Source organism: Peribacillus sp. NPDC006672 (genome assembly GCF_050274955.1).
In the GTDB taxonomy this organism is placed as follows: Bacteria; Bacillota; Bacilli; order Bacillales; family DSM-1321; genus Peribacillus.
Window position 1 is genome coordinate 45,052 of record NZ_JBNNOR010000011.1, and the last position, 26,334, is coordinate 71,385.

The 26,334-nt window shown below is 41.0% G+C and carries 23 protein-coding genes; 16 read left to right on the top strand and 7 right to left on the bottom strand.

Translation table 11 applies throughout. The features are described 5' to 3' along the window. The first annotated feature begins 3 nt into the window (after positions 1-3). The 3 genes from ACQKKK_RS18180 (at position 4) to ACQKKK_RS18190 (ending at position 3,364) form a co-directional block, all read left to right on the top strand. Positions 4-1,167, top strand: coding sequence for an iron-containing alcohol dehydrogenase (locus ACQKKK_RS18180; protein WP_427617924.1), 1,164 nt, complete (start codon positions 4-6; stop codon positions 1,165-1,167). Between the two features lie 147 nt (positions 1,168-1,314). Continuing rightward, positions 1,315-2,661 (top strand): glucose-6-phosphate isomerase, encoded by a 1,347-nt coding sequence (locus tag ACQKKK_RS18185; protein ID WP_427617926.1) that lies wholly within the window; start codon positions 1,315-1,317, stop codon positions 2,659-2,661. A gap of 298 nt (positions 2,662-2,959) precedes the next feature. Then, entirely contained in the window at positions 2,960-3,364 is a 405-nt protein-coding gene (locus tag ACQKKK_RS18190) for a YugN-like family protein (protein ID WP_427617928.1), read from the top strand. Here the strand turns inward: ACQKKK_RS18190 and ACQKKK_RS18195 are convergent. Both ACQKKK_RS18195 and ACQKKK_RS18200 read right to left on the bottom strand, forming a co-directional pair. Continuing rightward, on the bottom strand, positions 3,361-4,353 hold the full coding sequence (locus ACQKKK_RS18195) for a potassium channel family protein (RefSeq protein WP_427617930.1): 993 nt from the start codon (positions 4,351-4,353) through the stop codon (positions 3,361-3,363). The two genes, ACQKKK_RS18190 and ACQKKK_RS18195, sit on opposite strands and share 4 nt — an antisense overlap. 276 nt (positions 4,354-4,629) lie before the next feature. Then, complete coding sequence (locus ACQKKK_RS18200; protein WP_427617932.1) at positions 4,630-5,916, bottom strand: glycosyl hydrolase family 18 protein; 1,287 nt, start codon at positions 5,914-5,916, stop codon at positions 4,630-4,632. Between the two features lie 165 nt (positions 5,917-6,081). Between ACQKKK_RS18200 and ACQKKK_RS18205 the strand changes: the two genes are divergently transcribed. Continuing rightward, positions 6,082-6,291, top strand: a complete 210-nt coding sequence (locus ACQKKK_RS18205; protein ID WP_061465414.1) for an alpha/beta-type small acid-soluble spore protein — start codon at positions 6,082-6,084, stop codon at positions 6,289-6,291. Between the two features lie 60 nt (positions 6,292-6,351). Here ACQKKK_RS18205 and ACQKKK_RS18210 read toward each other — a convergent pair whose 3' ends face one another. Next, complete coding sequence (locus ACQKKK_RS18210) at positions 6,352-7,101, bottom strand: glycerophosphodiester phosphodiesterase (RefSeq protein ID WP_427617934.1); 750 nt, start codon at positions 7,099-7,101, stop codon at positions 6,352-6,354. Between the two features lie 147 nt (positions 7,102-7,248). Here ACQKKK_RS18210 and ACQKKK_RS18215 point away from each other — a divergent pair, with 147 nt between their 5' ends. The 4 genes from ACQKKK_RS18215 (at position 7,249) to ACQKKK_RS18230 (ending at position 11,561) form a co-directional block, all read left to right on the top strand. Next, the gene (locus ACQKKK_RS18215; RefSeq protein WP_427617935.1) at positions 7,249-8,076 is read left to right on the top strand and encodes an undecaprenyl-diphosphate phosphatase; all 828 of its coding nucleotides are present in this window, start codon (positions 7,249-7,251) and stop codon (positions 8,074-8,076) included. Between the two features lie 375 nt (positions 8,077-8,451). Then, positions 8,452-9,774 (top strand): APC family permease, encoded by a 1,323-nt coding sequence (locus ACQKKK_RS18220; RefSeq protein WP_427617936.1) that lies wholly within the window; start codon positions 8,452-8,454, stop codon positions 9,772-9,774. 165 nt (positions 9,775-9,939) lie between these two features. Beyond that, the gene (locus ACQKKK_RS18225) at positions 9,940-11,133 is read left to right on the top strand and encodes an MFS transporter (protein WP_427617938.1); all 1,194 of its coding nucleotides are present in this window, start codon (positions 9,940-9,942) and stop codon (positions 11,131-11,133) included. Positions 11,134-11,231: 98 nt separating this feature from the next. Continuing rightward, positions 11,232-11,561, top strand: coding sequence for a hypothetical protein (locus tag ACQKKK_RS18230; RefSeq protein ID WP_427617939.1), 330 nt, complete (start codon positions 11,232-11,234; stop codon positions 11,559-11,561). Positions 11,562-11,794: 233 nt separating this feature from the next. Here ACQKKK_RS18230 and ACQKKK_RS18235 read toward each other — a convergent pair whose 3' ends face one another. Further along, positions 11,795-11,938 carry a hypothetical protein gene (locus ACQKKK_RS18235; RefSeq protein WP_427617941.1) on the bottom strand — a complete coding sequence of 48 codons (144 nt, stop codon included), beginning with the start codon at positions 11,936-11,938 and terminating at the stop codon, positions 11,795-11,797. A 337-nt stretch (positions 11,939-12,275) separates the two neighbouring features. On the opposite strand from ACQKKK_RS18235, the gene ACQKKK_RS18240 reads away from it, so the two are divergent. The 3 genes from ACQKKK_RS18240 to ACQKKK_RS18250 all read left to right on the top strand — a co-directional run bounded on the left by ACQKKK_RS18240 (position 12,276) and on the right by ACQKKK_RS18250 (position 16,179). Then, positions 12,276-12,980: a hypothetical protein gene (locus ACQKKK_RS18240; protein WP_427617943.1), complete on the top strand. Its 705-nt coding sequence runs from the start codon at positions 12,276-12,278 to the stop codon at positions 12,978-12,980. 241 nt (positions 12,981-13,221) lie between these two features. Then, positions 13,222-13,653 carry a hypothetical protein gene (locus ACQKKK_RS18245; protein ID WP_427617945.1) on the top strand — a complete coding sequence of 144 codons (432 nt, stop codon included), beginning with the start codon at positions 13,222-13,224 and terminating at the stop codon, positions 13,651-13,653. Between the two features lie 156 nt (positions 13,654-13,809). Continuing rightward, entirely contained in the window at positions 13,810-16,179 is a 2,370-nt protein-coding gene (locus ACQKKK_RS18250) for a penicillin acylase family protein (protein ID WP_427617947.1), read from the top strand. Positions 16,180-16,231: 52 nt separating this feature from the next. On the opposite strand, the gene ACQKKK_RS18255 is transcribed toward ACQKKK_RS18250, so the two are convergent. Both ACQKKK_RS18255 and ACQKKK_RS18260 read right to left on the bottom strand, forming a co-directional pair. Next, positions 16,232-16,450 carry a hypothetical protein gene (locus ACQKKK_RS18255; RefSeq protein ID WP_427617949.1) on the bottom strand — a complete coding sequence of 73 codons (219 nt, stop codon included), beginning with the start codon at positions 16,448-16,450 and terminating at the stop codon, positions 16,232-16,234. Beyond that, a complete protein-coding gene (locus ACQKKK_RS18260; RefSeq protein ID WP_427617951.1) occupies positions 16,443-17,066 on the bottom strand; it encodes a sigma-70 family RNA polymerase sigma factor in 624 nt (207 codons plus the stop codon). The genes ACQKKK_RS18255 and ACQKKK_RS18260 overlap by 8 nt, the downstream gene beginning before the upstream one ends. A gap of 156 nt (positions 17,067-17,222) precedes the next feature. Here ACQKKK_RS18260 and ACQKKK_RS18265 point away from each other — a divergent pair, with 156 nt between their 5' ends. The 5 genes from ACQKKK_RS18265 (at position 17,223) to ACQKKK_RS18285 (ending at position 24,506) form a co-directional block, all read left to right on the top strand. After that, positions 17,223-17,384, top strand: a complete 162-nt coding sequence (locus tag ACQKKK_RS18265) for a YvrJ family protein (RefSeq protein ID WP_427617953.1) — start codon at positions 17,223-17,225, stop codon at positions 17,382-17,384. 391 nt (positions 17,385-17,775) lie between these two features. Then, the gene (locus ACQKKK_RS18270; protein ID WP_427617955.1) at positions 17,776-18,624 is read left to right on the top strand and encodes a GNAT family N-acetyltransferase; all 849 of its coding nucleotides are present in this window, start codon (positions 17,776-17,778) and stop codon (positions 18,622-18,624) included. Between the two features lie 10 nt (positions 18,625-18,634). Then, complete coding sequence (locus ACQKKK_RS18275; protein WP_427617957.1) at positions 18,635-19,093, top strand: DinB family protein; 459 nt, start codon at positions 18,635-18,637, stop codon at positions 19,091-19,093. A 364-nt stretch (positions 19,094-19,457) separates the two neighbouring features. Then, positions 19,458-23,276: a bifunctional 2',3'-cyclic-nucleotide 2'-phosphodiesterase/3'-nucleotidase gene (locus ACQKKK_RS18280; protein ID WP_427617959.1), complete on the top strand. Its 3,819-nt coding sequence runs from the start codon at positions 19,458-19,460 to the stop codon at positions 23,274-23,276. Positions 23,277-23,642: 366 nt separating this feature from the next. Further along, on the top strand, positions 23,643-24,506 hold the full coding sequence (locus ACQKKK_RS18285) for a DUF4349 domain-containing protein (RefSeq protein WP_427617961.1): 864 nt from the start codon (positions 23,643-23,645) through the stop codon (positions 24,504-24,506). A 51-nt stretch (positions 24,507-24,557) separates the two neighbouring features. On the opposite strand, the gene ACQKKK_RS18290 is transcribed toward ACQKKK_RS18285, so the two are convergent. Further along, positions 24,558-25,925 carry an amino acid permease gene (locus tag ACQKKK_RS18290; RefSeq protein ID WP_427617963.1) on the bottom strand — a complete coding sequence of 456 codons (1,368 nt, stop codon included), beginning with the start codon at positions 25,923-25,925 and terminating at the stop codon, positions 24,558-24,560. Positions 25,926-26,334: the final 409 nt, after the last annotated feature.

The following is a 26,334-nucleotide window of genomic DNA, read 5'->3' on the forward strand; positions in this document are numbered from 1 at the left end:
CTTTTGGAAAATTTCACTTATAAAAACCCTACTAAAATAATTTTCGGGAAAGATCAGCTTGAAAGTTTAAAAACGGAAATCCCTGCATATGGTGATAAGGTTTTACTTGTATACGGTGGAGGAAGCATCAAGAAAAATGGCTTATATGAAAAAGTGGTCAATGCCTTGAAAGAGATTAATGCAGAGGTACACGAACTTTCCGGAGTTGAACCGAATCCGCGCATCTCAACAGTCCGGAAAGGTGTGGAACTTTGTAAAAAACATGGTACCGACTTTGTGCTTGCTGTTGGAGGCGGCAGTGTCATTGACGCGACAAAGGCCATTGTTGCCGGTGCTAAATATGAGGGGGATCCATGGGATCTTGTCATTAAAGAGGCACCAGTAAAAGATGCCCTTCCGTTTGGAACGATACTGACTTTAGCTGCAACCGGTTCAGAGGCAAATTCCGGCTCAGTCATTACAAATTGGGAAACGAAAGAGAAATATGGATGGGGAAGTCCATTGGTATTTCCTCAATTCTCCATTTTGGATCCAGAAAATACTTTTTCGGTACCAAAAGATCAAACTGTATACGGAATGGTCGATATGATGTCACATGTGTTCGAAACGTACTTCCATCCGGAAACGCATGCACCTCTTCAAGACCGTTTTTGTGAATCGCTGTTACTGACCGTGATTGAAACGGCCCCTAAACTATTGGAAGACCTGAAGGATTATGAGCACCGGGCTACTATCCTTTATGCAGGAAATATTGCCTTGAATGGTTCGCTTGGGGTTGGTTACAGTGGTGATTGGGCAACGCATAACATTGAACATGCCGTTTCAGCTGTTTATGACATCCCGCATGCGGGAGGATTGGCCATCTTATTTCCAAATTGGATGAAACATGTGCTCCATGAAAATGTTGCACGGTTTAAACAGGTTGCAGTCCGTGTATTCCATGTAGATCCGGAAGGTAAAACGGATGAGGAAGCGGCCCTTGAGGGCATTGAAAGACTTAGGTCGTTTTGGAGCAGCTTAGGTGCGCCGACCAATCTTTCGGATTATGGCATCGATGACTCACAATTGGAAGTCATGGCTGATAAAGCGATGAGCAGAGGGGAATTTGGTCGATTCAAAATACTGAACCGTGAAGATGTCCTTGCCATTTTACGGGCTTCATTATAATTCAAGTGAAATGTTCATTTCTCCCACCTTGTCAGGTGGGAAATTACTTTGAATGCATAATTCGTTATTTACTTGACCGATATCTTGATTATGAGAATTACATCAGATAAAGTGATAGTGAAACTTAAAAATCAAGGAGGAATTTGAATGGCCCATATTCGTTTCGATTATTCAAAAGCCCTACCGTTTTTCGGGGAGCATGAAATTACCTATTTACAGGATGCTGTAAAAGTGGCACACCATTCTCTGCATGAGCAGACAGGGGCAGGCAATGAATATCTTGGCTGGCTTGATTTACCCGCCAATTATGATAAAGAAGAGTTCTCAAGGATTAAAAAAGCTGCGGAAAAAATAAAAGAAGATTCAGATGTGTTACTGGTTATCGGAATCGGTGGGTCATATCTGGGAGCGCGCGCGGCAGTTGAGATGCTTCAACATAGTTTTTATAACATTTTGCCAACAGATAAAAGAAAAACACCGCAAATTTTATTTGTAGGTAATAATATAAGCTCTACATATATGCAGGACGTAATGGACCTTTTGGAAAATAGGGATTTCTCAATCAATGTTATCTCTAAATCCGGTACGACGACTGAACCTGCACTAGCCTTCAGGATTTTCCGGAAACTGCTGGAACAAAAATATGGCGTTGAAGAAGCTAAAAGCCGAATTTATGCGACCACTGACAAAGAAAAGGGCGCATTAAAAACGGTAGCAACTGAGGAAGGTTTCCAAACTTTCGTCATTCCTGATGATGTTGGCGGACGTTACTCTGTCCTAACAGCGGTTGGGTTGCTTCCGATTGCGGTCAGCGGGGCAGATATCGATCAAATCATGGAGGGAGCCGAGCGTGCAAGGCTGGACTTCAGTTCTTCCGAGCTAGCTGATAATCAGGCATACCAATATGCGGCGGTTCGAAATATCCTTTACAATAAAGGGAAAACCATTGAAATGCTGATAAACTATGAGCCTGGACTTCAATACTTCTCTGAGTGGTGGAAACAATTATTTGGAGAGAGTGAAGGAAAGGATCAAAAAGGGATTTTCCCTTCATCCGCAAACTTTTCCACTGACCTGCATTCATTAGGGCAGTATGTTCAGGAAGGGCGGCGTGATCTTTTTGAAACAGTCATCAAAGTGGAAAAGGCCCGTCATGAAATTTTAATTGAAGAAGCGGACAATGACTTGGATGGCCTGAATTACCTTTCTGGTGAAACGGTGCAATTCGTAAATAATAAAGCATTTGAGGGCACTCTTTTAGCACATACGGACGGTGGCGTTCCCAACCTAATCGTAACGGTTCCTAAGCTTGATGCTTATACATTTGGCTACATTGTATATTTCTTCGAGAAAGCTTGTGCAATGAGCGGTTACTTACTGGGTGTCAATCCATTTGATCAGCCTGGAGTGGAAGCCTATAAGGTGAACATGTTTGCGCTTTTAGGCAAGCCAGGGTATGAAAAGAAAAAAGCGGAGCTCGAACAGCGCTTATAATAAAAAAGCATGAAGCAGGAATTACATCCAGCTTCATGCTTTTTTTTCCAATTACACAGGTTCAGCAAATTCTGCAGCAAGCGGTTCGGGATGGACGAAAGGGCTTTAAGCAAAGCGAATGAAAATCCAGGAGTGCCGAAGCTGAAGGAACTTTATAAAAGAGAGTAAGGATACCTTGGGAATCAGTGATGAAGCCAATCCTCTTTATCCTAAATCGAGGGTACAATCGACCATTCCAGGATTTTTTAAAGGCCTTTTGGTTAAGCTAATAGAAAAATAGCGAAAGAGGTTTTTTACAATGATTAAAATTTCTTCTGAGTTGGAAGGGAAAACATTCGGTTTGTTCGACCTGGAGACGAAGTTAAAGCCGGAAGGGTATGTGATAGGCGGAGGCTGGGATTATGACCACGGGTCTTTTGATTATAAAATGGATGACAGTGATGGGTACCAGTTCTTGCGTGTCCCTTTCAGGGCCGTTGATGGTTCACTCGATAAGGATGGGGTAATGGTCGAACTTTTACAACCGTTTTTGTTATCTCATAAATACGAGGACGGTGTTGACGGTGAAGGAAATATCGGAAACCTCACCGCTTCCTTCAATCAGTTTGCTGAGCCGGAAAATCCGGATGCCGAATTTCCGGAAAACTATATCTCTTATGGAAAATCGCTTGTCCGTGATTTGGAAAAGCTTTTATTACATTAATCTTCAATGATGAGCAGGGTGTCATTGCGATGTATGATTACATTTGCAGGGGGCTTGATGAATGTCTCGCCTCCTGAAATGATGCCTACCAATAGAATGTCTTGATCGAATAGCTTGGCGCTCAACTGTTTAAACGTCAATTCCTCCCAGTCACTCTGGATGGCCAGCTGTTTGATGTTCAATCCATCCCATTCGTTTTGCTCTTCGGCTTCCACAATAATCCCTCTCGATAAGCAATCCTGCATATATTCACTTGCAAATTTATTCGTTTCGACAATTCCATCCGCTCCAGCCCGCAAAGCATTTTCCTTTTGTTCAGGCGTCAATATTTCCACAAGACAATACACATGCGGATTCAGCCCTTTGACGGCCAGTAACGTTAATATCGAGAACATATCCGTATGCAGCTCGTCTTGCTTGAGGTCAGCAGTGATAAGGACACGTATGGCCTGTTTTATATTAGCTTTTTGCAAAACGGAATCCAATGTAGCTTTTCCTTGGATAAAGTGGATATTCGTTCTTGGTAGCGGGTGCTTTTGCAGCGTATCATCTATAAGGATAATGGCTTGATGATGATTACTATCATGAATGTTTTGGATGATTCTCTTGGAACGGCCATTCCAGCCCACAATGATAAAATGGCCACCGCCGCTGAATACTTTCTTTCCTGTTAGAAATTGCTGTTCATTGGAAATGGACATTTTAGCAATGAACGCAAAATAAGAGGTGATTAGGCCGGCACCTGACAAAATGAGGATGATCCCAATGACTTTACCAAGATTGGTCACAGGTGTGTAATCTCCGTAACCCACCGTTGACATAGTCACGATTGCCCACCAGATGCCATCGAGTAAAGTGGGAAATCTTTTCGGCTCCACAAGGTGGATCAATACCCCGAAGGAGAGTAGAAATAATGCGATGGTAGAAAGCAATCTGATGAAACGCGGAATTCTAGGAACGGTGCTAATGTATGGACCGAATCGAATCATGTTTTTCACCCCCTTAAGCTATTCCTTTTAGTATGGTCAAAAAAGGCTTTGGTCATAAGGGCAGTCAGACAAACTTTGAATCACAATTTCGGCAAGAATTAATCTGGAAAGTTGTAACCCGGATAACAGGGAAATGATAAAAGCCTTCCGGAAGACGTCGGAAGGCTTTTATTGCTGAGTCACGTATCCTGAACTGGACTTCATGCTCGTTGATGGATTATATGTCCGTTTGCGCTTCGGTATTCCAAAGGCTGGATAAATAGGCTCAATCGGTTCTTAGACCCTTCTGCGTACGTTGAAGTTATCACTGATGAGCAGCCAGTTTTGAGGGAAGGCCAGGCCGAGCTTCCAATAACTCATCCCCCTTAGATTCAATTCTTTGAGTAAATCAAATTTTGCCTGTATTGATCTGGCATCTTCAAACCACACCTCATGCTGCCTATCCTCAATATCCGTATAATTGAAGTGCGGGGCCTGTGCGGTTTCATCATACTCGATGGCAACATTATTGGCAGCTGCAATCTGGATGGCCTGCTGCGGACTTATAGCCTTAGCCGTGGATCCCTGTACAAAAGGCAGGGTCCAATCATAGCCATATAAATTTTGCCCCATCAGGATTTTGTTGGCAGGAATTTCAGTGATGGCATATTCGAGCACATCTCGAACAGGTCCAATTGGCGATACAGCCATTGGCGGTCCCCCGCTATACCCCCATTCATAAGTCATGATGATAACGAAGTCGACGATTTCCCCATGTGCTTTATAGTCATGAGCCTCATACCAACGGCCTTTCTGTTCCGCACTTGTTTTGGGGGCAAGTGCCGTAGAAATGAACCATCCTTCTTTCTTGAAACGTTCCTTGGCTTTTCGGAGAAATTGATTATAAGCTTCTCGATCAGACGGCCTTAAAAACTCAAAGTCAAAGTGGATATCCCGAAATCCATATTTCTTTGCAGTTGAAACGATATTGTTCAGGAACTTATTCTGAACGGAAGTGTTCGTCAAGATGATATGCCCGAGCTCATCGCTGAATTGGTCATTTTCCTGATTCGTGATCACCATCATCAAGACATTTTTATTTTCCCTGGCGATGGCAGGGAATTCATTGAGCAATGGCTCCTTTAAGGAGCCGTCACGAAGCGCCTGGAAGCTGAAAGGGGCCAAATAGGTTAAATAGGGCGCAGCTTCCCTTGCGGCCGTTTCAAGGGCCGGTGCAACCGACGTACCCCTCGGCTCGACATACCCGTTGAATTCGGCGGTCCTTTTCTTACGTGCTGGAATATAGAGCCGGTATCCAACGGATAAGCTTTGATTTTCGGAAATGCCATTTATTTTTGCCAATTCTTGAAAAGGGACATCAACCTTTTGGGAAATAGAATAAAGACTATCACCGGGTTGAACGAAATAATAGCTGCCGACAATTGGAATGACAAGGGCCTGCCCAGTAACAAGATTAGTTGGGTTAGGAATCTTATTTGTTTCCACGAGCCTATCAACGGTTACGCTGTACGTCTGGGCGATGCCATATAACGTCTGGCCTGGCCTAACCACATGTATTTGCAAATCTTTTCCCTCCTACTGAAAGTTTCTTAACAGTTTATGAATAGAAAAAGAAATTCATGATAAAGAGCTTTGGATTGAAGGTTCGTAAAGAAAAATAATTCAATAAATTGGCAATAATAATTTAAGCCTAAAATGCTAATTAATATTAGTAGGAGGTGAAAACACATGGCAAACAACAATAACAGCAATCAACTAGTAGTAGCTGGTGCAGAGCAAGCCCTAGAACAAATGAAGAATGAAATCGCTAGTGAATTTGGTGTAAACTTAGGTGCAGACACTACTTCTCGTGCTAACGGATCTGTTGGTGGGGAAATCACAAAACGTTTAGTTCAAATGGCTGAACAACAATTAGGCGGATCAAACTTTTCTCGTTAATTAACTGAATAAATATGGATTTGAAAGAGAAGGGGCATCGCTCCTTCTCTTTCGCATTATTCAGCCATGTGACTGCAAAGCCTTTAAAACCTTGATTGCCTTTTCAGGGAAATCGGTCATGATAACGTCGACATCCATCTCTGCGAGCTTGACGATGTCTGCTTCATCATTGGCGACCCAAGGGCGGATTTTGTATCCAAGTTTTTTCGCTTTATCACTTATTGCTTGAGTCAGGCTATTTTTATCCGGATGAAAACCAGCTTCTTTTTTATCACTTAAGATTTCTTCGAAGTTTTCAGGAAGCCCTTCGAACAATAATGCACGCTCAAGTTCTGGGGCAAGCATCTTCACTTTTTCAATTGATTGATGGTTGAAGGAAGATAGGATCACCCGATTTTCCATTCGATATTGACGAATTAAATCAATGATCTTCTGTTCGATCCCTTCGTAAGCGAGTTTATCCGTTTTGATTTCGATATTCATCAATAAAGCATTATCCCTGGCCCAGTCGAAAACATCTATTAAAAAAGGAATTCGCTCCCCAAGGAATTCCTTGGAGAATTTGCCCCCGGCATCAGCCGTCTTCAGCTTTTGTGACGAATGATCTTTTACATAACCAGTAAGGTTGGTCGTTCTATCGAGTGTTTCGTCATGGATGATGATCAATTCCCCATCAGAACTGAGATGGACATCGAACTCGATCCCCTCGGCACCGATTTCAGCTGCCTCTTGAAATGCAGCCATGGTATTTTCAGGATGCGTCCCTTTGGACCCTCTATGGGCGAAAATCAATATGTTTTGCAAATTCATCACTTCCCCTTTAAACTTTATCTTGAACCCTATCATACATGTACCCCTAAATTGTTTCAGCAATGTTTAATAGACAATATTTTAAACAACGAGTAAAATACATATGGTATTTCCATAAACAGGTGTTCGAATTATGAGGTGAAAAAAATGAATATGTGGGAAATTTTTGTTGCAATTGTCCTTGGTCTTGTTGAAGGATTAACTGAATTTGCTCCTGTATCGTCTACAGGGCATATGATTATCGTTGATGATTTATGGCTGAAATCGAACGAGCTTTTCGGGAGTGAAATAGCCAATGCGTTCAAGGTGGTTATCCAGCTTGGTTCGATACTCGCTGTAGTCGTGCTCTTCTGGGGGCGATTCATGGACTTGCTTGGTTTAAGGAAAATGAAAGACCCATCTGCTGTGAAGGGCCAAAAGCTTAACCTCTTGCAGATCATCGTCGGATTGTTACCAGCTACCGTATTAGGTCTAGTGTTCGAAGATTATATCGATGAAAATTTATTTACCATGAAGACGGTTATCGTTGGATTAATCTTGGGTGCAATTTTAATGATTGCTGCGGATAAATTCCGTCCAAAGCTGACTGCAGAAACGGTTGACCAAATCACTTATAAACAAGCTTTGGGTGTAGGGTTAATTCAATGCTTGGCCTTATGGCCGGGGTTCTCACGTTCAGGTTCAACCATTTCCGGTGGTGTGCTTTTAGGGATGAGCTATCGGGCTGCTGCCGATTTCACGTTCATCATGGCAGTGCCGATCATGGCTGGTGCCAGTCTTTTGAAGATAGTCAAATACTGGGATTACTTCACACCTGAAGTTCTGCCATTCTTTATCGCAGGTTTCATCAGCGCATTCATCTTTGCGTTATTCTGTATCCGCTTTTTCTTGATTTTAATCAATAAAGTTAAATTGACTCCTTTTGCCATTTACCGGATTGTCTTGGCGATTGTGCTTCTATTCATTATTTGGTAATACGAATTGAAGCTTGAAAGAGGAGTGGAACCACCCCGTTGATTCGGAGTGGTTTTTTTGTGTTCGAGAAAAAATCTGGAATCTCAGAAAATATATAACGAATGATATTTGCATTTTATGATTTTTAATTCGTTATTGTTGAGTTAAAATTCTATAAAACATTTTGCGGACGAAAAAATATTCGGTTTTTGGCGCGGTTCCAGACATAATTAGTAAAAATAATATAAATGTAATAAAGCTTGCTGAGCACAGTAATACCAATGTGTCTGGGGTTTTAATAGAATATTCAAATTATTGAATAAGCTATTTCCATATAATTTATATGATATAATTTTAGTATAAAATAAGTACATGTGTACACCTGGGGAGGACATCATGGGGAATGACCAATTGAAAAAAACGATTGGCTTTTGGGTTGGAACATCTATTGTAGTTGGTACAGTTATCGGTTCTGGTATTTTCATGAGACCGGGTGACGTGCTTGAGTTAAGTGGTAATTCAACCATGGCCTTATTAGCTTGGCTGATAGGTGGCCTGATTACCCTGGCAAGCGGATTGACGATTGCGGAAGTAAGTACTCGGATTCCTAAAACTGGGGGCTTATATGTCTATATGGAAGAAGTGTACGGAAAAGCATGGGGATTTCTATGCGGCTGGGTTCAGACATTGGTATATGGGCCTGCAGTCATGGGCGCACTCAGTTTATATTTCGGGTTATTAGTCGCAGGAATATTTAATATCGCTTCAGATTACACTTTGGCAATAGGAATTCTTACGATCGTATTTATAGCAGGCATGAATCTGCTGGGGACAAAATACGGCGGTATGATACAAACAGTATCGACCGTTGCTAAATTGATCCCCATCATATTCATAGCGGTGTTCGGTATCGCGCAAGGTGATATGCCTGTATTCAATATCAATAGTGAAAGTTCAATGAAAATCAGTATGGCCGGTGCGATTTTGGCTACCCTCTGGGCGTATGATGGCTGGATGAATGTCGGCTTCATGGCAGGGGAAATGAAAAATCCACAGAAAACGTTGCCGAGAGCAATCATAACGGGAATAGTCGTGGTCATGGTCGCTTATTTAGCTGTGAACCTTGCCATGCTTCATATTTTGGGAGCAGAGGGAGTCATCGCTCATGGTACGAATGCAGCGAATGTTGCGGCAACGCTTCTATTCGGTGAATTGGGCGGGAAATTGATATCAATCGGAATAGCGATTTCAATCTTCGGATGTTTGAACGGAAAGCTTCTGACCTTTCCGCGTATAACCTTGGCGATGGCCACTGATAAAATGATGCCTGGCCATAAACAAATTGGGAAAATATCGCCCAAGTTTAAAACGCCAATAAATGCTACGATATTACAAGTAATCATTGCAATAATCATGATGGTTGTAGCAGACCCTGACAAACTTACCAATATGGCCGTATTCTCTGTCTTCTGTTTTTATGGATTAGCCTTCTTTGCGGTCTTCATCTTACGCAAGAAAGATCCGGATGCAAAAACATATAAAGTACCGTTTTACCCAGTCATTCCCATTGTAGCCATTGCTGGTGCAATATATATTGTTGGAAGCACATTAATCCATACACCTTTAAATGCCCTGTACTCGGTGGTCATCCTCATTATAGGAATGCCTGTGTACTGGCTGCTTAAAAAAAGTGAGCGGAATGATAAACGGTCATATTAATGATAAAACCCTTCACTAAAGCGTAGTGAAGGGTTTTTTCCTATAAAGAAGAAGCGATTGCCGAAACTAAAATTTTCCCTTTGGCCATGAGTTGGCTAAATAGACAACTCAGGAAGTTCGTATTAACATAGGGGGGAAGTTTAATAGTGAAGGGTCTGAAAAAAAGTGAATTATATCGAGCCTGCTGGTAAATCATTCAGGAAAACAATCTTGGCTTTATTTCTAGGTAGCTTTGTAACGTTTGCCGATTTATATAGTACCCAACCGGTCATTCCGGTATTCGCGAAGCAATTTGGAGTCTCTCCTGCAATGGCTAGTCTTACATTATCTTTCGCAACAGGAACGCTTGCCATTTGTTTATTGCTTGTTTCCTTTTTCTCAGAAAATATCGATAGGAAAAAAATAATGGGGACAGCGCTCACTCTGTCTGCATTGTTATCCATATGTGTCAGTTTCATCCAGGATGACCTATATATCCTTATCGCAATACGAGCGATTCAAGGAGCAGTGCTTGCAGGTTTCCCGGCTATCGCGATGGCCTATATCAATGAAGAATTTCATCCGAAAAGTCTGGGCTACGTGATGGGGATTTATGTAAGCGGTTCGAGTATCGGCGGATTGGCCGGCAGGCTGATTGTCGGGGTACTGACCGATCATTTCTCATGGAACATAGCGATTGGCAGCCTTGGTGCTTTAAGTTTGATCATCAGCCTGGCTTTTTGGTTGATGCTTCCACATTCGCAGCATGCTGTCCGTAAAAAAGTATCATTGTCGAGAATTAAAACCTCACTTATTAATAACTTTAGGAATAGCAGACTAGTACTTTTATTCGGGATGGCCTTCCTATTAATGGGCTCCTTTGTTACCGTTTATAACTTTGTGGGTATACCTTTAATGGGACCGCCATATCATTTATCACAGACATTGATCGGCTTCATTTTCATTATCTATCTTGTGGGGACATTTAGTTCTACATGGATGGGGAAGCTTGCCGATCAATATAGTCGGAGGTTTGTTCTTCTTTCCGGAATCGCAATCATGCTGCTGGGGGCCCTTTTAACCTTATTGGATCCACTTTTGTTGAAGATAATCGGGCTTGCCCTGTTTACATTTGGCTTTTTTGGAGCTCATTCAATTGCGAGCAGCTGGGTCGGAAGGTTAGCTGATAAAAGTGAAAAGGCGCAAGCATCCGCTTTATATCTCCTGTTTTACTATGCGGGGTCCAGTGTAGTAGGGGCATCAGGAGGTTTATTCCTGATGAAGTTCGGTTGGGGAGGGGTCATATCGGCTGTATCTATCCTAATCATCCTTGCTTCCGTTTGTGCCATGATGGTTGAAAAAGTGAAAATCGTTAAGTAAAATGATCTTTTCTATCATGATTTTCCGGAATCCTGAATATAATCTAGTGAAAAGGATATTGAATAAAAGATTGATAAGAGAAGAGGGTAATAGATAGAGTGAAACGAAAAGCAGTAATTCTCATTGGGTTAATAGGCGTTTTAATTATATTATTCGTTGTATACTTAACAAGTCCGGGCAGATTGGAAAAGGTGGAGATCGTTGAAAAATACTATCCGCATTTCTCCGATGGCAAGGCAGTCGGTTTTAAGACGAACGAAGTCATTGATGTGACGGAAACCGAAGAGGGATCCAATTGCGCAATGAAATTTAACAATGGGAAAACGTTGGAAATTGACTGTGACCGTTATTTAAAATACAAAATTGATGAAACAGTCTATATTACTTCCGAAGGAAATCATGTTAAGGAAATTCGAAGAAAAAGATAGTGGCATTCTTCACATGTAAAGCTGATTTTGTTGAAAGAAAACAAAATCAGCCTTTTTGCATTAATTGGAACTATGTTAGGAGGATAAGTGTTTACAATGACCTTTCTACAATAAGTTCCCCAGGTTTGTGAATGGTGGAATAAATGAAGAGCAAGAAGAGCACACTTGCCTCCGGTAAAAGGGAGTAATCAGCCATTCATTCAAAAACCCAGACCATAATTGGACTGGGTTTTTCATTTTTTATCTTTATTTTTAGTTTTGTCTTTTTTATTACGCTTCAGTACATCCAAGATTCTTCGGCTGTTGTTTTTACTATTTATGAGTTCAACTAAATCGCTCATGTTTTCAGATTCGAAGTCTTGTTGTTCTTTTTTCATGGAAATCCCTCCAAGTCATATATCATAATACCCTTTTTATTACGAGGGTAAACGTCTTTTATCATATTGATAATATTTGGATTTTATACCCGTTTTCATTGAAATTTTGAACAAAGTTTGCTTAACATTTAAATGAACGACTTTTTGGGTAGGGAAAAACGAAGAATGGAAAGGAATTGTTCAGATAGAACATATTGACGGACATGTGTTGAATTTTCTTTTTTTAGGACGATCATGATGGGAAATCTGATTCGGTAGGCGACGCGATAAAAAAAGGAACAACAGGCTTGATCAATAAGATTGGTTCCTGGTTTGCTTAATGCTAAGAGGTGTATTAATGAATAAACAACAAGAGTACGATCCAATAATAAAATCTTATCTGAAATTTCAGTCCCCTAAAGAAAATAGGGGGAATGTCATCGTGTATTTTTTAATTTTTTTAGATGCTTTGGGATTATTACCAATCGTGGCGGTTCCTTTTTCCCATGATTTTTTTATCGCTGCACTTATCCCCATCGCAGTCATCCATTTATGGGCGCTACTGTATGTCATCGCGCCTTATAAGTTTGAACAGTCTTATTATTTATTCTTTGGTTTTTATGGACTCGTCAATACATATGTGTTCTTTCTTACCACACAGAAGCTTTTATATAGAAACATTGGAGCAGAGGGACCTTGGCCATTTATCATGGGTGCAATCTTTTTTATTGGGCTGATTATCGGAGCGAATGGGCTCAATATTAAAGCCCTCTATTCGGGCACATATGCAAGACTTCAGAATCAGAAAAAGGGGACAAAGGCGAATCTTTCTCCAGTAGTAGCGGCATCTGGACTAGGATATGTCATTGCTCAATTGATATTGACTTATATTTACAGTGAATCGGTCCGAATGATGATATTCGTGTTGTTGATATCCATTTTATCGATTTTAACAGCGTTTTTCTCCATTTACATTCACCGATATTTTTTTATTTTGAAAAATCATGATATGGTAAAACAGATGTATCCGCAATTTGGATTGCCAAAGAAAATAAGAAACTAAGAAACTAAGAATCGATAAAATTGTATTAATACAAAGGGGGAGGAACCCCCTTTAGATGTCGAAGGATTACATGTACTTGCCTCTCCTTCATATAATTGGACATTCAAGATGGTCAATAGAGAGGGAATGGAAATGCTCAAAGCGGAGCAGGGCACAAGTGAGAAAATTTTAGATGAGGTGCTGGGTGTCATAAAGAGAGTAAAACAAGAACAGCCTGTGAATTAGGGATGGTGAATCTAGCATGGTTTTTAAGAAGAAGAAGGATTTAGAAATAAATAAAACATGGTACTGTATAGGAATTATGACGGATCAAGGACTGCAAGATGAAGAATATGATGCTCTTTCAAACCGTATTCTTGATTCGGTGGAAAATGTAGTGGTCATATCGGATTTGATCAGGGTAAATTGGGAGAAAGGAAAATTGCAAACCTTGAACGAACGATTCAAGAATCCGACACTTTCTGATCCTTGTTTTATTATTAATGAGTTCATAGAAGAGGATATCAAACGGGAAACGAAACTTCTTGAGAAAAACCATAAATGGAAGAGGTTTTTTGGAGGCCTATCACAGATTGACTACCTGGAGGCAGAGAATAAGGCAACCCACGATTTTGATAAGTCCCTTTTGTATACGGATGATGTAGACAAAGTGATTGAATATCTGAATAAATAAGAAAAGCACACCGATTATTTGTTTCGGTGTGTTTTCTTTATTCTGAAGTGATGAAAGAGAAAAACAGATAAAATTATGGGGGAAGTAGGAAAGATGGATAGAAACGCGAATAACTAAAGTAGAAAGAAAGCTTTAAAGGGAAAGGGAGATGTAGCAATGGAAGCTGTCGTACCTCAGCAAAAACCAAAACGGAAGTGGAGAAAACGCGTCCTATGGAGTTTAGGAATTCTGATTTTACTTTTGCTGTCTGTCTTGATTGTAACAAACGTATTTCTATTGCGCTCATTGCCCGAAACCAAGGGGGAAATAGTGCTATCCGGTCTTTTGAAACCGGTTACAGTGGTGAGGGATTCCAGTGGGGTACCACATATCAAGGCGGAAAATGATCATGACTTGTATTTAGCACAAGGGTATATTCAAGCACAGGACCGTTTATTTCAAATGGATTTAAGCAGGCGTCAGGCGTCTGGAAGATTGAGTGAAGTGATTGGTGAGAAAACCGTCAAAAATGATAAATATTTCCGAACGCTGGGACTGAGGCGGGCGGCTGAAGCGTCTTATGCAGCATATACAAGTGACGGGAAAGAAGCCTTGGATGTGTTTGCAGAAGGGGTAAATCTATATATCGATGAATTGAAGGAGAACGGAAAATGGCCGGTAGAGTTCACTTTACTTGGATACGAACCAGAACCGTGGACACCCGTCGATTCGCTCACCATCGGTAAATACATGGCCTTTGATTTAGGCGGGAACTGGGAAGATCAGGCGTTTAGACAGTATTTGCTGCAAACCTTCCCAAAGGAAAAAGCGTATGATTTATTCCCGGATTATCCAAAGGGCGCTCCATATATCATCAGCAAGGAAGAACTGGATATTGAAAAAAGTTTCGCTGGGGCCGTTATTCCTTATGAATTCAACGGCAGCAACAACTGGGTCGTATCTGGCAAGAAAACGGATTCCGGCCAGCCATTATTGGCGGATGATCCCCATCTGGGGTTAGCTACACCGTCCGTTTGGTACCAAATGCACCTGGAGGCCCCGACAGTCAATGTGAGCGGTGTTATTTTTGCGGGGATTCCGGGAATCATTCTCGGTCATAACGAAAAGGTCGCATGGGGTGTGACCAATACAGGCCCGGATGTCCAGGATCTGTATATTGAGAAGAGAAACCCGGAAAACGAAAAGGAATTCGCCTTCAAAGATAAATGGGAAAAAGCTCACATCTTAAACGAACCGATCAAGGTGAAGGATGGTAAGACACTAGACTATAAAGTGACGGTTACCCGTCATGGACCGGTTGTCTCCGAGTTTGCTGGGAAAAGCGGAAAAGACACAGTCCTTGCATTAAGGTGGACGGCACTTGATCCATCCGCAGAGCTTGAAGCGGTACTGAATATGAATAAAGCGGAAAACTGGAAAGACTTCGAAAAGGCCCTTTTGAAATTCGAAACGCCGGCACAGAATTTCGTCTTTGCCTCAGTCGATGGGACCATTGCCTATAAGGCGAATGGGAAAATCCCTATCCGTAAAAAAGGCGATAGTATGCTCCCTGTACCTGGCTGGACGGATGAATATGAGTGGAAAGGCTACATTCCATTTGATGAACTTCCAAAAACGGTCAATCCGGAAGAGGGATTCATTTCGACAGCGAATAATAAAGTCATATCAGATGATTATCCTTACCATATCAGCAATAACTGGGCGCAGCCGTACCGTCAGATGAGGATACAGGAGTTTTTAAAAGCGAATAAAAAGCTTACTGCAGAAGATATGCAAAGCTTGCAGATGGATCAGATGAATCTGCAGGCTAAGGAGTTTGTCCCTCAATTTATAGAGGTACTGAAAGGTCCATCAGGAAAACAGGAAGACCAGGCACTAAGGATTCTGGAGAAATGGAATCATATTGATTCCGTTGATGAAGCAGCACCGATGATTTTTAATGTGTGGATGAAAAAAATAGGGGAAGTTTTGCTTACAGAAGAAATACCGGAGGAAACGCTCAACCTCTTTAATGGAAGGCGTTCGGCCGTTGATGAACTACTAAGGCGGGCACTGGGCGGTAAGCCGGGTCCTTGGATTGAAGAGGCAGGCGGACTGGAGCAGGTACTCGCCAAGTCGTTACAGGAGACGGTAAAGGAACTGAAAGAATCACAAGGTGACGATATAGCTGATTGGGAATGGGGAGACTATCATCAGGTAAGGTTCAACCATCCGTTATCTAGTGTCGTCCCGTTAAATTATTTATTTAACAGCGGCGGCGGAATGCCGGTCGGCGGCAGCAGTGTAACCGTACAGGCAGCGGCATTTTTAGATGACGGAACCGTTAATCATGGTGGCTCCTGGAGATTTGTCATCGATCTATCCGACATGAATCAGGGATATCACCTCGTTGGGCCGGGGCAATCAGGTAACGTAAAAAGCGAGTGGTACCACGATCAGCTTGATGATTGGGCAGAAGGTACTTATCACAAAACGGTATTGGATGATCCAAAAGGTGATAAGCTGACGTTGAATCCATTATACTGATATTCAGCAAAAAAGTACCAAGTCCGGCATGCATGCTGGACTTGGTACTTTTTCATTGTTTTTGCTTAGTCAGGAATTCTGCAAGGAACTCCTCAAAATTAGGGGCCTCAATTGATACGATTTTTTCATATGACTCAATGATCTTGAGTTTAATCTCCTGTTCCAGATCATTGCGGTCTTGATAGTCGGTGTTTTTTAACGATTTTTTTATTTTAGGATTCAAAGAATCGATTAGATTCATCAATTCTTCTTTTGTTAGTTTTTTATCCACAATGGCTTTTCTCCTTTCTATTATATACCTCATCCATATAGTGCTTTCGCAGTTTTTTGAGAGCTTGTTTACGAATGCTTGAGATATTCTGGGGAGATTCATGAAAATAGGCAGCTATTTCCTTGTTGGATAGGCCATAGGAAAAGATCATGGTCAGTACCAGACTTTGTTTGGCTGTTAACTTCTTCAAGGCTTTTATCATTTCCTCATCACTTATGTGTGAAGAGAGTTCATTCGTTTCCCCCATCTTTTCAAGTTGAACGTCCAAAGTGCCGATTCGATCGATCATTCCGACAGTATCCTTTGGTGTCGAATCAAGTACCATTCGATAGCGTTCCCGCTGCTTACGTGCCCTTTTATCAAAATCAACGGAGAAAAAGTAAATTAAGGAGCACATGTATTTGTATACTTTAGCCCGGTAATAGAAAATTTTGAAGGTCTCGTTGAGATGACAAATGTTATGTGAAGAAGGGGAATCGAGAGTTTCGGTGAAAATCTTTAAATGCTCTGGGTCCTGTAAAAATACTTGAATAATCGGTTGTTCAAAGAAAGATGAGTACTGTTGTTGCAGGAACTCCAATGAATGAGAAAAAAAATGAGAAGTTAATTGGTTCATTGCTATCCCTCCTTTAATTAATAAAGTGATAGACAAGGGGAATAAATCAATTATATAAGAACATTCGTTCTTTTATCCATAAACCAATAGTGCTAGATTGATTTTTTTAAACAAGTTTCACTTTAGATATCAGATACATGAAAAGGGGTGAAGAGGATGATGATTGAGGATGCTACTGTGTGGGTGTCATTAGTTAGCGAATTTGGCTATCCATTCGTCGTTTCTATGTTTTTGCTCTTCCGCTTCGGTAAAAAATTAAAAGAACTGACAACGGACGTAGAGAACTTAAAAAAGTCCGCTCATAAAACGAAACGATAACCTCAGGACGTAATGTGCTAGGTAGTAAAAACCGAATTTCGGATTCTATTCTAAAAAGGGTCCGGAATTCGGGTATAAAGAAATAGGCACTTTTTGACCAATAATTCCCTCCTTTAAAGTCAAATAAAAAATAATAAACCATTATTTGGAATATAGCACAAAATGATTAAAAAATAATCGTCAATTGGAATCATTTTACTACAATAATTCATCCGTCAATGGAATTAGATAGGAAATCCTCCCCTCATACGATTTTTGTTTTATGGGTTAAAGTGAAAATACTTTTAAAAAAACAACATTCATAAAAAACTTATGGAAAGTTTGCGGCATCCAAGTAAAAGGATGCTGCTTTTATTTTTTTTTGGTAATAAACTGATAGTATGGAAAAGGGGTGGGAATTTTGAATGAAAAACAGCTAGAAGATATTCGGATTCTACAGCATGAATGTGAGCGGGAAGATTTTACATTAAAGCTGAACTGGGAGACACTTCGCAGTCGAAATGGTGTGAATAAGAATGATTTTCTTCACTATGATGGGTTAAAACTTGTTGGTTTTGTTGGGCTTTACGATTTTGGTAATAAAGTGGAGATGTGTGGGATGGTACATCCTGATTTTCGGAGGCAAGGAATTTTTACAAAGCTGTTGGACGACGCTATAAGGAGTGCCCTGGAGCGCAACTATAAGTCGATCATCTTGAACTCGCCTGCTCAATCACATTCAGGGACAGGATTTTTGAAACAGCTGCCATGTGAGTTCGCTTTTTCTGAGTTTCAAATGAAATGGTCTGGAACGGAGCTTGATGATTATGAGGATGCAGTCGTCCGCCCTTCACGGAGAGAAGATGAGGAAACGGAAATTCAGCTGGATATTCAATGTTTCCAATTTACGAAAAAAGAGGCGAGGGATTATTATCAGCGAATCCTGCATGAGGATACCCTGAAAACCATGATGATCGAAAAGGATGGCCGTTCTGTCGGTAAAATTCGTGTTGATCAGTCAGGTAGGGAAGCATGGATTTATGGATTTTCCATTTTACCGGAATACCAGGGTAAAGGACTTGGCAGAAAGGTATTGAAAAAGGTTGTAGCCGAACAATGCCAGCTTGGATATGATATTTTTCTTGAAGTCGAGGCGACTAATGAGCATGCTTTAAGACTCTATGAATCTTGCGGATTCAAAACGATTCAAAGACAGGATTATTATCAGTATAAAGAGGATAGTAACGACAAAGAGTGTTAGGGGGATAGGAATGCTGACATTATTCACTTATAACTGGCAGGTCCGAAATGAGTGGTTCAAATGGTGCCGGTCCGTATCGAGTGAGGAACTTATACGGCAGCGCACGGGCGGGATGGGCAATATTTTGAGGACGCTCGCCCATATTATCGATGTCGAATGCAGCTGGATCCGGGCCATTCAAGGGAAGCCGGATGTCGGGATTGATCTAGACGCCTATGATGCAATCCAGAAAGTGGAAGATTTATCTAAGCATTATCATTCTGAGGTCATGGACTATTTGAACTCGGATTCGTTTAATGGGGAAAATGAAATGATTCAGCCATCCTGGATGGAAGGGACATACGAAAAAGAAAGGATATTGCACCATCTGATAGCCCACGAAATACACCATATAGGCCAGTTGTCCATCTGGTCAAGGGAGATGGGGATCGAACCGGTATCAGCTAGTTTAATAGATAGGGCTTTATAGATTTCTATATTCTTAAACTGGTAATGCATCCGGCTTTACCAGTTTTTTTAGTTTTCATAAAAAGGAGATCACGGTGAAGTAGAGAGCGTCGAAGAAAGAGGGACGATCTTGAGATCCCATACGATGTAAGCAGGCTTGCTCATGTATGGACGAGCCTTAAAAAGTAACTTTCTTCCCAAGGATTCCCTCGTATTTCTGTAACGATTATATTTATAAAGGAACAACGATCCATGTTCTTGAATGAAAATGGTTATATAGGACCATTTATTCAAAATTCGTAATATTACGGTAAATTTTGGCGCTTATTCGACAAAATCATGTTATATTATTCTAGCATTTTACAAAAATAGAAGGGTTGTGAAGTATGTCGTACAAGATGAATGTTAAAAAGATGCTCGCACCGATACTTGCTGTAAGTTTGATTACAGCCCCATTTACCGTACCGGTCGGGGCATCTGCCAAAGAGGCTAATAAGAAACCGGTCGCTGCTAAACCATTTATCATTTCAGCTCCTGCTGTTAATTACACGAATGGCACCAAAGCGACTGTGACGGTCACACCGAAAAAAGGGAACAAAGGAAATGAAACCGTTGTCTTCCAGTTAATGAATGGGACGAAGGTCATTTCACAGTCAGCCGTTGAGGCGGATATTAAATCGGCCCAAAAGTTCTCTGCCTACTTCAACTCGTACAAATCGGGTTACTGGGTCAAAGTATCGGTTGTCTCCAAGTATAACGGCAATACGAGTAACTTCGGCAACAGCCTGGCAACCTCCGTTTCAGATGCGCCATTTGAACTAAGGATCATGGAAACGACAGATATACACACTAATCTAGTGAGCTATGATTATTATAAGGATGCCGTATCAGACTCCGTCGGCTTTTCTCGCACGGCATCTTTGATCAAACAGGCACGAAAAGAAGTGAAAAATAGTGTTTTAGTGGATAATGGCGACCTTATTCAAGGAACTCCCCTGGGTACGTACAAAGCGAATATAGCGCCACTGAAAAAAGGTGAAGTCCACCCTGTCTATAAAGCGATGAACTTGCTTGACTATGATGTGGCTACATTCGGCAATCATGAATTCAATTATGGTTTATCTTATTTGGACGAGGCCATCAACGATGCGAATTTCCCTTATGTTAATGCCAATGTTTATAAAAAGGATAAAGACAATAATCCGAATAATGATAAAAATAAATATACCCCATATAAAATCGTCAATAAGAAAGTAAAAGATATTAATGGAGCTGAAAAATCCGTAAAAGTAGGCTACATCGGATTTGCTCCGCCACAAATCATGGATTGGGATAAAACGAACCTTGATGGTAAGGTCGTTACAAAAGAAATCGTCGCAACAGCAAAAAAATATGTACCTGAAATGAAGAAAAAGGGCGCAGATGTAATCGTGGCGCTTACACACTCCGGTTTTAATGGCGACACAACGAACACCGAGGATGTCATCTATTCATTAAGTAAAGTGTCTGATATCGATGCCATCACGTTCTCCCATACGCATAAAGTCTTTCCGGCACAAGATGAAGCTTCTTTAGACAGCTTATTTAAAGATAGCCAAGGAAAAGTTCTTAAAGGTGTGGATAATAAAAAGGGTACAATTAATGGTGTACCGGCCGTTCAAGCAGGATATGGCGGTAGTAATCTTGGGATTATCGATCTTGATATCCAGAATATCAAGGGGAAATGGAAAGTCGTTAACTCAGATTCATCAACACGGGCAATCAACGATAAAGTAACTGGGAAGATAGCAGCTGAAGATGAAGCTGTCGTTAAAGCGGTTAAAAAGGATCACGAAGGAACGATCAAATATGTTAACACACCAATTGGAACGACTACAGCTCCAATTCATAGTTACTTCGCCCTTGTGCAAGATGATCCTTCTGTACAAGTCGTCACAAGCGCACAGAAATGGTATGTAGAAAAATACATCCAAAGCAACCGACCTGAATACAAAGACTTGCCTATTCTCTCTGTAGGAGCTCCTTTCAAAGCAGGACGAAATGGAGTCGAAGAATTCACCGAAATAAAAAAAGGTGGTTTGACAATTCGCAGCGCCGGCGACTTATATTTATACGATAATACTCTGAAAGCGATCAAAATCAAAGGTTCCGTAGTAAAAGAATGGCTTGAAATGTCTGCGGGGAAATATAATACAATTGATCCGGCTAAGACTGAGGAACAGGAATTGCTTAATGGAAAGTTTGCCGTCTATAATTTTGATGTGATTGACGGCGTTACATATCAAATCGATGTCACTAAGGCTCCGCGCTATGATGAAAAAGGGATAAAAGTGTCGGATTCAAGCAGGATTGCAGATTTGAAATATAATGGCAAGCCAGTGGATCCGAATCAAGACTTCATCGTCGTGACGAATAATTACCGTGCTTCGGGCGGAGGAAACTTCCCGGGAGTCAAAGGCAGCGAATACGTAGTTGACTCTGCGGATGAAAATCGCCAAGTCTTGATGGATTACATTACACAAGAGAAAGAGATCAATCCAACCGCTGATAATAACTGGTCGATTGCCCCGATTTCAGGCAAGGTGAACGTAACTTTCACCTCATCACCAAAGGGTGCGGATTATTTAAATGAAGAAAGCCCGATTTCCTATACAGGCAAAAACGATGATAAAGGATTTGGCATCTACAAATATAATTTAGGGAAAGAGAACGTTAAAGTGCAACTGCTCGGGATCAATGATCTTCACGGCCAGCTGGATACCACTTCTGATTTTGGCGGTATCAAACAAGGGCGTGCTGATTATTTAGCTGCGCACTTGAAGCAGCGTAAAGCTGAAAATCCTAAAAATACACTTTTACTATCAGCAGGGGATGCCGTTGGGGCAAGTGCTCCCGTTTCTTCTTTGATCCAGGACAAACCGACGCTTCAGTTTTTGAATAATATGAAATTCGATGTCGGGACAGTCGGGAACCATGAGTTCGACAAAGGGGTAGAAACCCTGATGGCTCAAATCAATGGCGGAAAGTCGCCTACATCTGATGTAGTATTTGATAAATTGAACTTTCCGTATGTGGTTGCCAATGTCGTATATAAAGACACGAATAAACCTATTTTGGACCCTTACGTCATAAAAAAGGTCGGCGGGGTTGATATTGGTTTCATAGGTGTAGTCACGAATTATACACCTCAAAAGGTAAGTCCAGATGGCATTAAGAATGTGGAATTCATTGAACAGGCACCTGCCGTAAATAAGGCGGTTAATGAGTTGAAGAAAAAAGGTGTAAAATCCATTGTTGTCATCTCGCATGACCCAGGTACTGAAAAAGACGGTGTCATTACAGGTGAAGTAGCTGATCTTGCCAAAGCGGTGGATGATGAAGTCGATGTGATCTTAGCCGGAGATAATCATGCTAGAGTCAACAATTATGTGGATAATAAATTGATTGTACAAGCTTACTCTTATGGAACGGCTTTTGAAGATGTGGATTTGGAAATCGATCCAAATACTAAGGATATTGTCAAAAAGTCAGCTGAAATTGTTACGGTTACACAAGAGGGCATCACACCGGATGCCGGGACGACTAAATTCATTAACGACTATTTAGACATGTTCCCTGAGTTGAAGGCCCCACTTGGGACAACGGATGAGAAAATTGTAAGAACCAATGCCTATACACAGGAAACTGGACTTGGGAATTTAATCGCCGATTCGATGAAGGCAGATTTGAATTCCGATTTTGCTTTCATGAATCCAGGTGGAATTCGTGCAGATATTCCAAAGGGAGAAGTCACCTTTTCAGATTTAGCGAAAATCCAGCCTTTCGGGAACGTATTGGTTAAGCTGGAACTGACTGGAGCCGAAGTGAAAACGCTGCTACAACAGCAATGGATCATTGAAGGAGCTCCGAAAACTTTGCAAATATCTGGACTGAGCTATACAGCCGACTTCAGTAAACCTGTCAAGGAGCGTGTTACTTTATTGAAGAAAGCGGATGGTACACCAATCAAGGATGCCGAAACGTACACAGTGGCCGTCAATGATTTCATGGCAAGCGGCGGTGATAACTATACCGTCCTGAAAGGAAAAGAGCGTGTGTTTGGACATGCTGATCTAGAAGCTTTCGTTAACTACGTGAAAGAAACCTTTAAAGGCGGAAAAATCACGGCAGAAATTGAAGGCAGGATTACCAATATCAATAATTAATTAGGATTCACCGGTGAGTTAAGAGAGTTTACTCGTGAAATTTGAAGATTTACTCGTGAGTTAAGAGGATTTACTCGTGAAATTTGAAGATTTACTCGTGAGTTTACAACATTTACTCGTGAAACTATAAAAGAGAGCGTTCCTGCACATACCCCTGTCAAGTAGATAATAAAAAAAGAGTATTTTAAGCTTCGGCCTTTTCTCGGTATTCAATCGGGGAAAGGCCGTTAAATTTTTTTCCACTATATCCCGACTTCCCATCGCTAATTATAATTCTTATTGTTTTTTGTAACGCCATCTTTCATTTTGAAGTGTAACTTTCTTCCAAATTATTCGTCGGTAATGTTAAGAGAAGGAGGAATACTGATGAATCGAAAAAAAGTGATACTAATTTTCGGCTTGTTTCTTTTACTGGGGGCATGTAGCAGTAATGATAAAGAAGAATCCTTATCGAAGTCACAGGGAGAAAAAGCGGAAAGTAAAATGGACTCCTCTTTATCAGGGGAACAGGCTTCTGATCAGGAGGCGGAAAAAGAGGCGGCAACAAATGAAAGAATGGTCATCCACCAAGCACAGCTTCAGTTGAAAGTGAAAAATCTTGAAAAAACACAAATGAAGATTGAAAGAAAGGCGAATGAATACGGAGGCTATATTGTAGAGTCGAATGTATACAGCGAAGATGAAGAAAGGTTAGAAGGTACGATCACAGTCCGGATTCCGGAAGCTCGTTTTCAGGACTTTCTTGCTGAAACCGAGGGGCAGGCTTCAGAAGTGGTCGGAAGGAACGTGACAGGCCAGGATGTAACGGAGCAATATGTAGATTTAAAAGCAAGACTGAAGTCAAAGCGGGCTGTGGAAGAGAGGTTACTTGCATTCATGCAGGACGCTAAGAAGACGGAAGATTTGCTGAAAATATCATCCGATCTTGCCATGGTTCAAGAAGAAATAGAGCAGCTGACCGGGCAAATGAAGTATCTTGAAAACCAGACCTCATATTCGACGGTTACAATCACGTTATCACAGGACAGGATTGTGGTACCGGGTATTGATAATAAAGAATTGAATACATGGGAGAGAACGAAGAAACAACTTGCAACAAGTGCCAATCTATTACTTAAAGCGGGTTCGGGGATCGTTGTTTTTATAATAGGAAACTTGCCTATCCTCATTATTTTAGGCGGAGCTGGTGCGGTGGTACATTGGGTGATAAAAAGAAGGGGTAAAAGGTAAAAGGCAGAAAAAAAAGAGGGTGCCCAAATTCGTTTGGGCACCCTCTTGCATTTATCTTTTTCGTTTATTCAAACCGGTCACATAATATAGGACTACCAACAGGATGATCCAGATCGGACCAACGATAAGAGCAATTCTTGTATCTGCTGAAAAGCCGAGTATAACCATTACGAATACTAAAAAGGCTAGAGTGAAATAAGAAGTGAATGGGAAAAGTGGCATCTTGTAAGCTAAGCTTTGTTTTTCTCCCGGACTCATTTTTCGTCTAGAGAAGATCTGTGTGACAAGTATGGTTCCCCATGTCCAGAGTGCACCAAAAGTGGCGACACTTGTAACGTAACTGAAAACTTTCTCGGCTTCCATGTAGTTAAGGTAAACACCGAAAAGTAGAACTGCAGCTGAAACGATAATGGCAACACCAGGAACGCCTGACTTTGTTGTACGTTCGAAACTTTTAGGTGATTCACCTTGCTGCGCTAGGTTGAATAACATTCTTCCTGTACTGAAGATCCCGCTGTTACAAGATGAAAGGGCTGCTGTCAGTACGACAAACTGAATGATTCCTGCTGCGCCTGGTATACCGATTTTATCAAACATCATAACGAATGGGCTGTCTTTTCCATTCATTTGATCCCACGGAGTAATCGATAGAATGACTGTAAGAGCTAAAACGTAAAAAAGTAAAATTCGATAAAAGACAGTATCGATGGCTCTTTTTAAAGATTTTTCTGGATTTTTGACTTCACCTGCGGTTACACCGAGCATTTCAATTCCCAAATAGGCGAACATGACCATTTGGAAAGAGAGGATGACACCGGATATTCCATTAGGGAAAAATCCACCATGTTCAACTAGGTTACCGAATCCAACCGCGATTCCGCCGTTACCCAGTCCAAAGATAATCATCCCGAAGCCAAGAACGATCATAAGGATGATCGTAACTATTTTAACTAAGGCGAACCAAAACTCCAATTCACCGTAAGCTTTTACAGCTAGAAAGTTAATCGTTGTCATGATGGCAAGTGCTGCTAACGCCCAAGCCCATTGTGGAGTCCCAGGGAACCAAAATTGCATATAGATTCCGACTGCCGTAATTTCAGCCATACAGGTGGCAATCCAAACGAACCAGTAATTCCAGCCGGTTATATATCCGGCAAGAGGACCGACAAATTCACTTGCATAACGACTGAAAGAGCCTGCGACTGGATTTTTTATCGCCATTTCCCCAAGTGCCCGCATGATAAGATAGATCATAAGCCCGCCGATAGCATAAGAAATAATAATAGCTGGACCGGCTAATTTAATCGCAGATGCCGAGCCGAGAAATAAGCCGACTCCAATTGCTGCGCCAAGAGACATTAATGCGATATGTCTTTCTTCCAAACCTCTATGCAGTTGAGATTCTTTGGAGTTTTGCATGATTTTCCCCTTTTCTTTGTTGGAGTGTAATTTTCTCTTTCTAGCTTTTTATCACTAGTAGAGGCGAATCAATATTATTTATTGATTATTTACATAATATTACTAAATAATATATTTTAATAGAAAGTTTGTAAAGTAAAAATATGAAAACGCTTACTATAAAAGGTATTAGCTATATAAAAAAAGTTGAAATTTTTATAATATTAAAATAGATTGCTATTTAAATAAAATATAATTAAGTGATTTTTCTAAAGAATCAGACTTTTGTGCAAGGAAAAGCTGCCCCATAAAAAGGAACAGCTTTTCGTTAAATATTTCCAGATGGCAGAGACCCATTCCGGGTGTTCTATGAAAGGGTTGTGATTATGCTATATTCATTGGTCTTTCTCCTTCTGGATTGTCAAAAAAG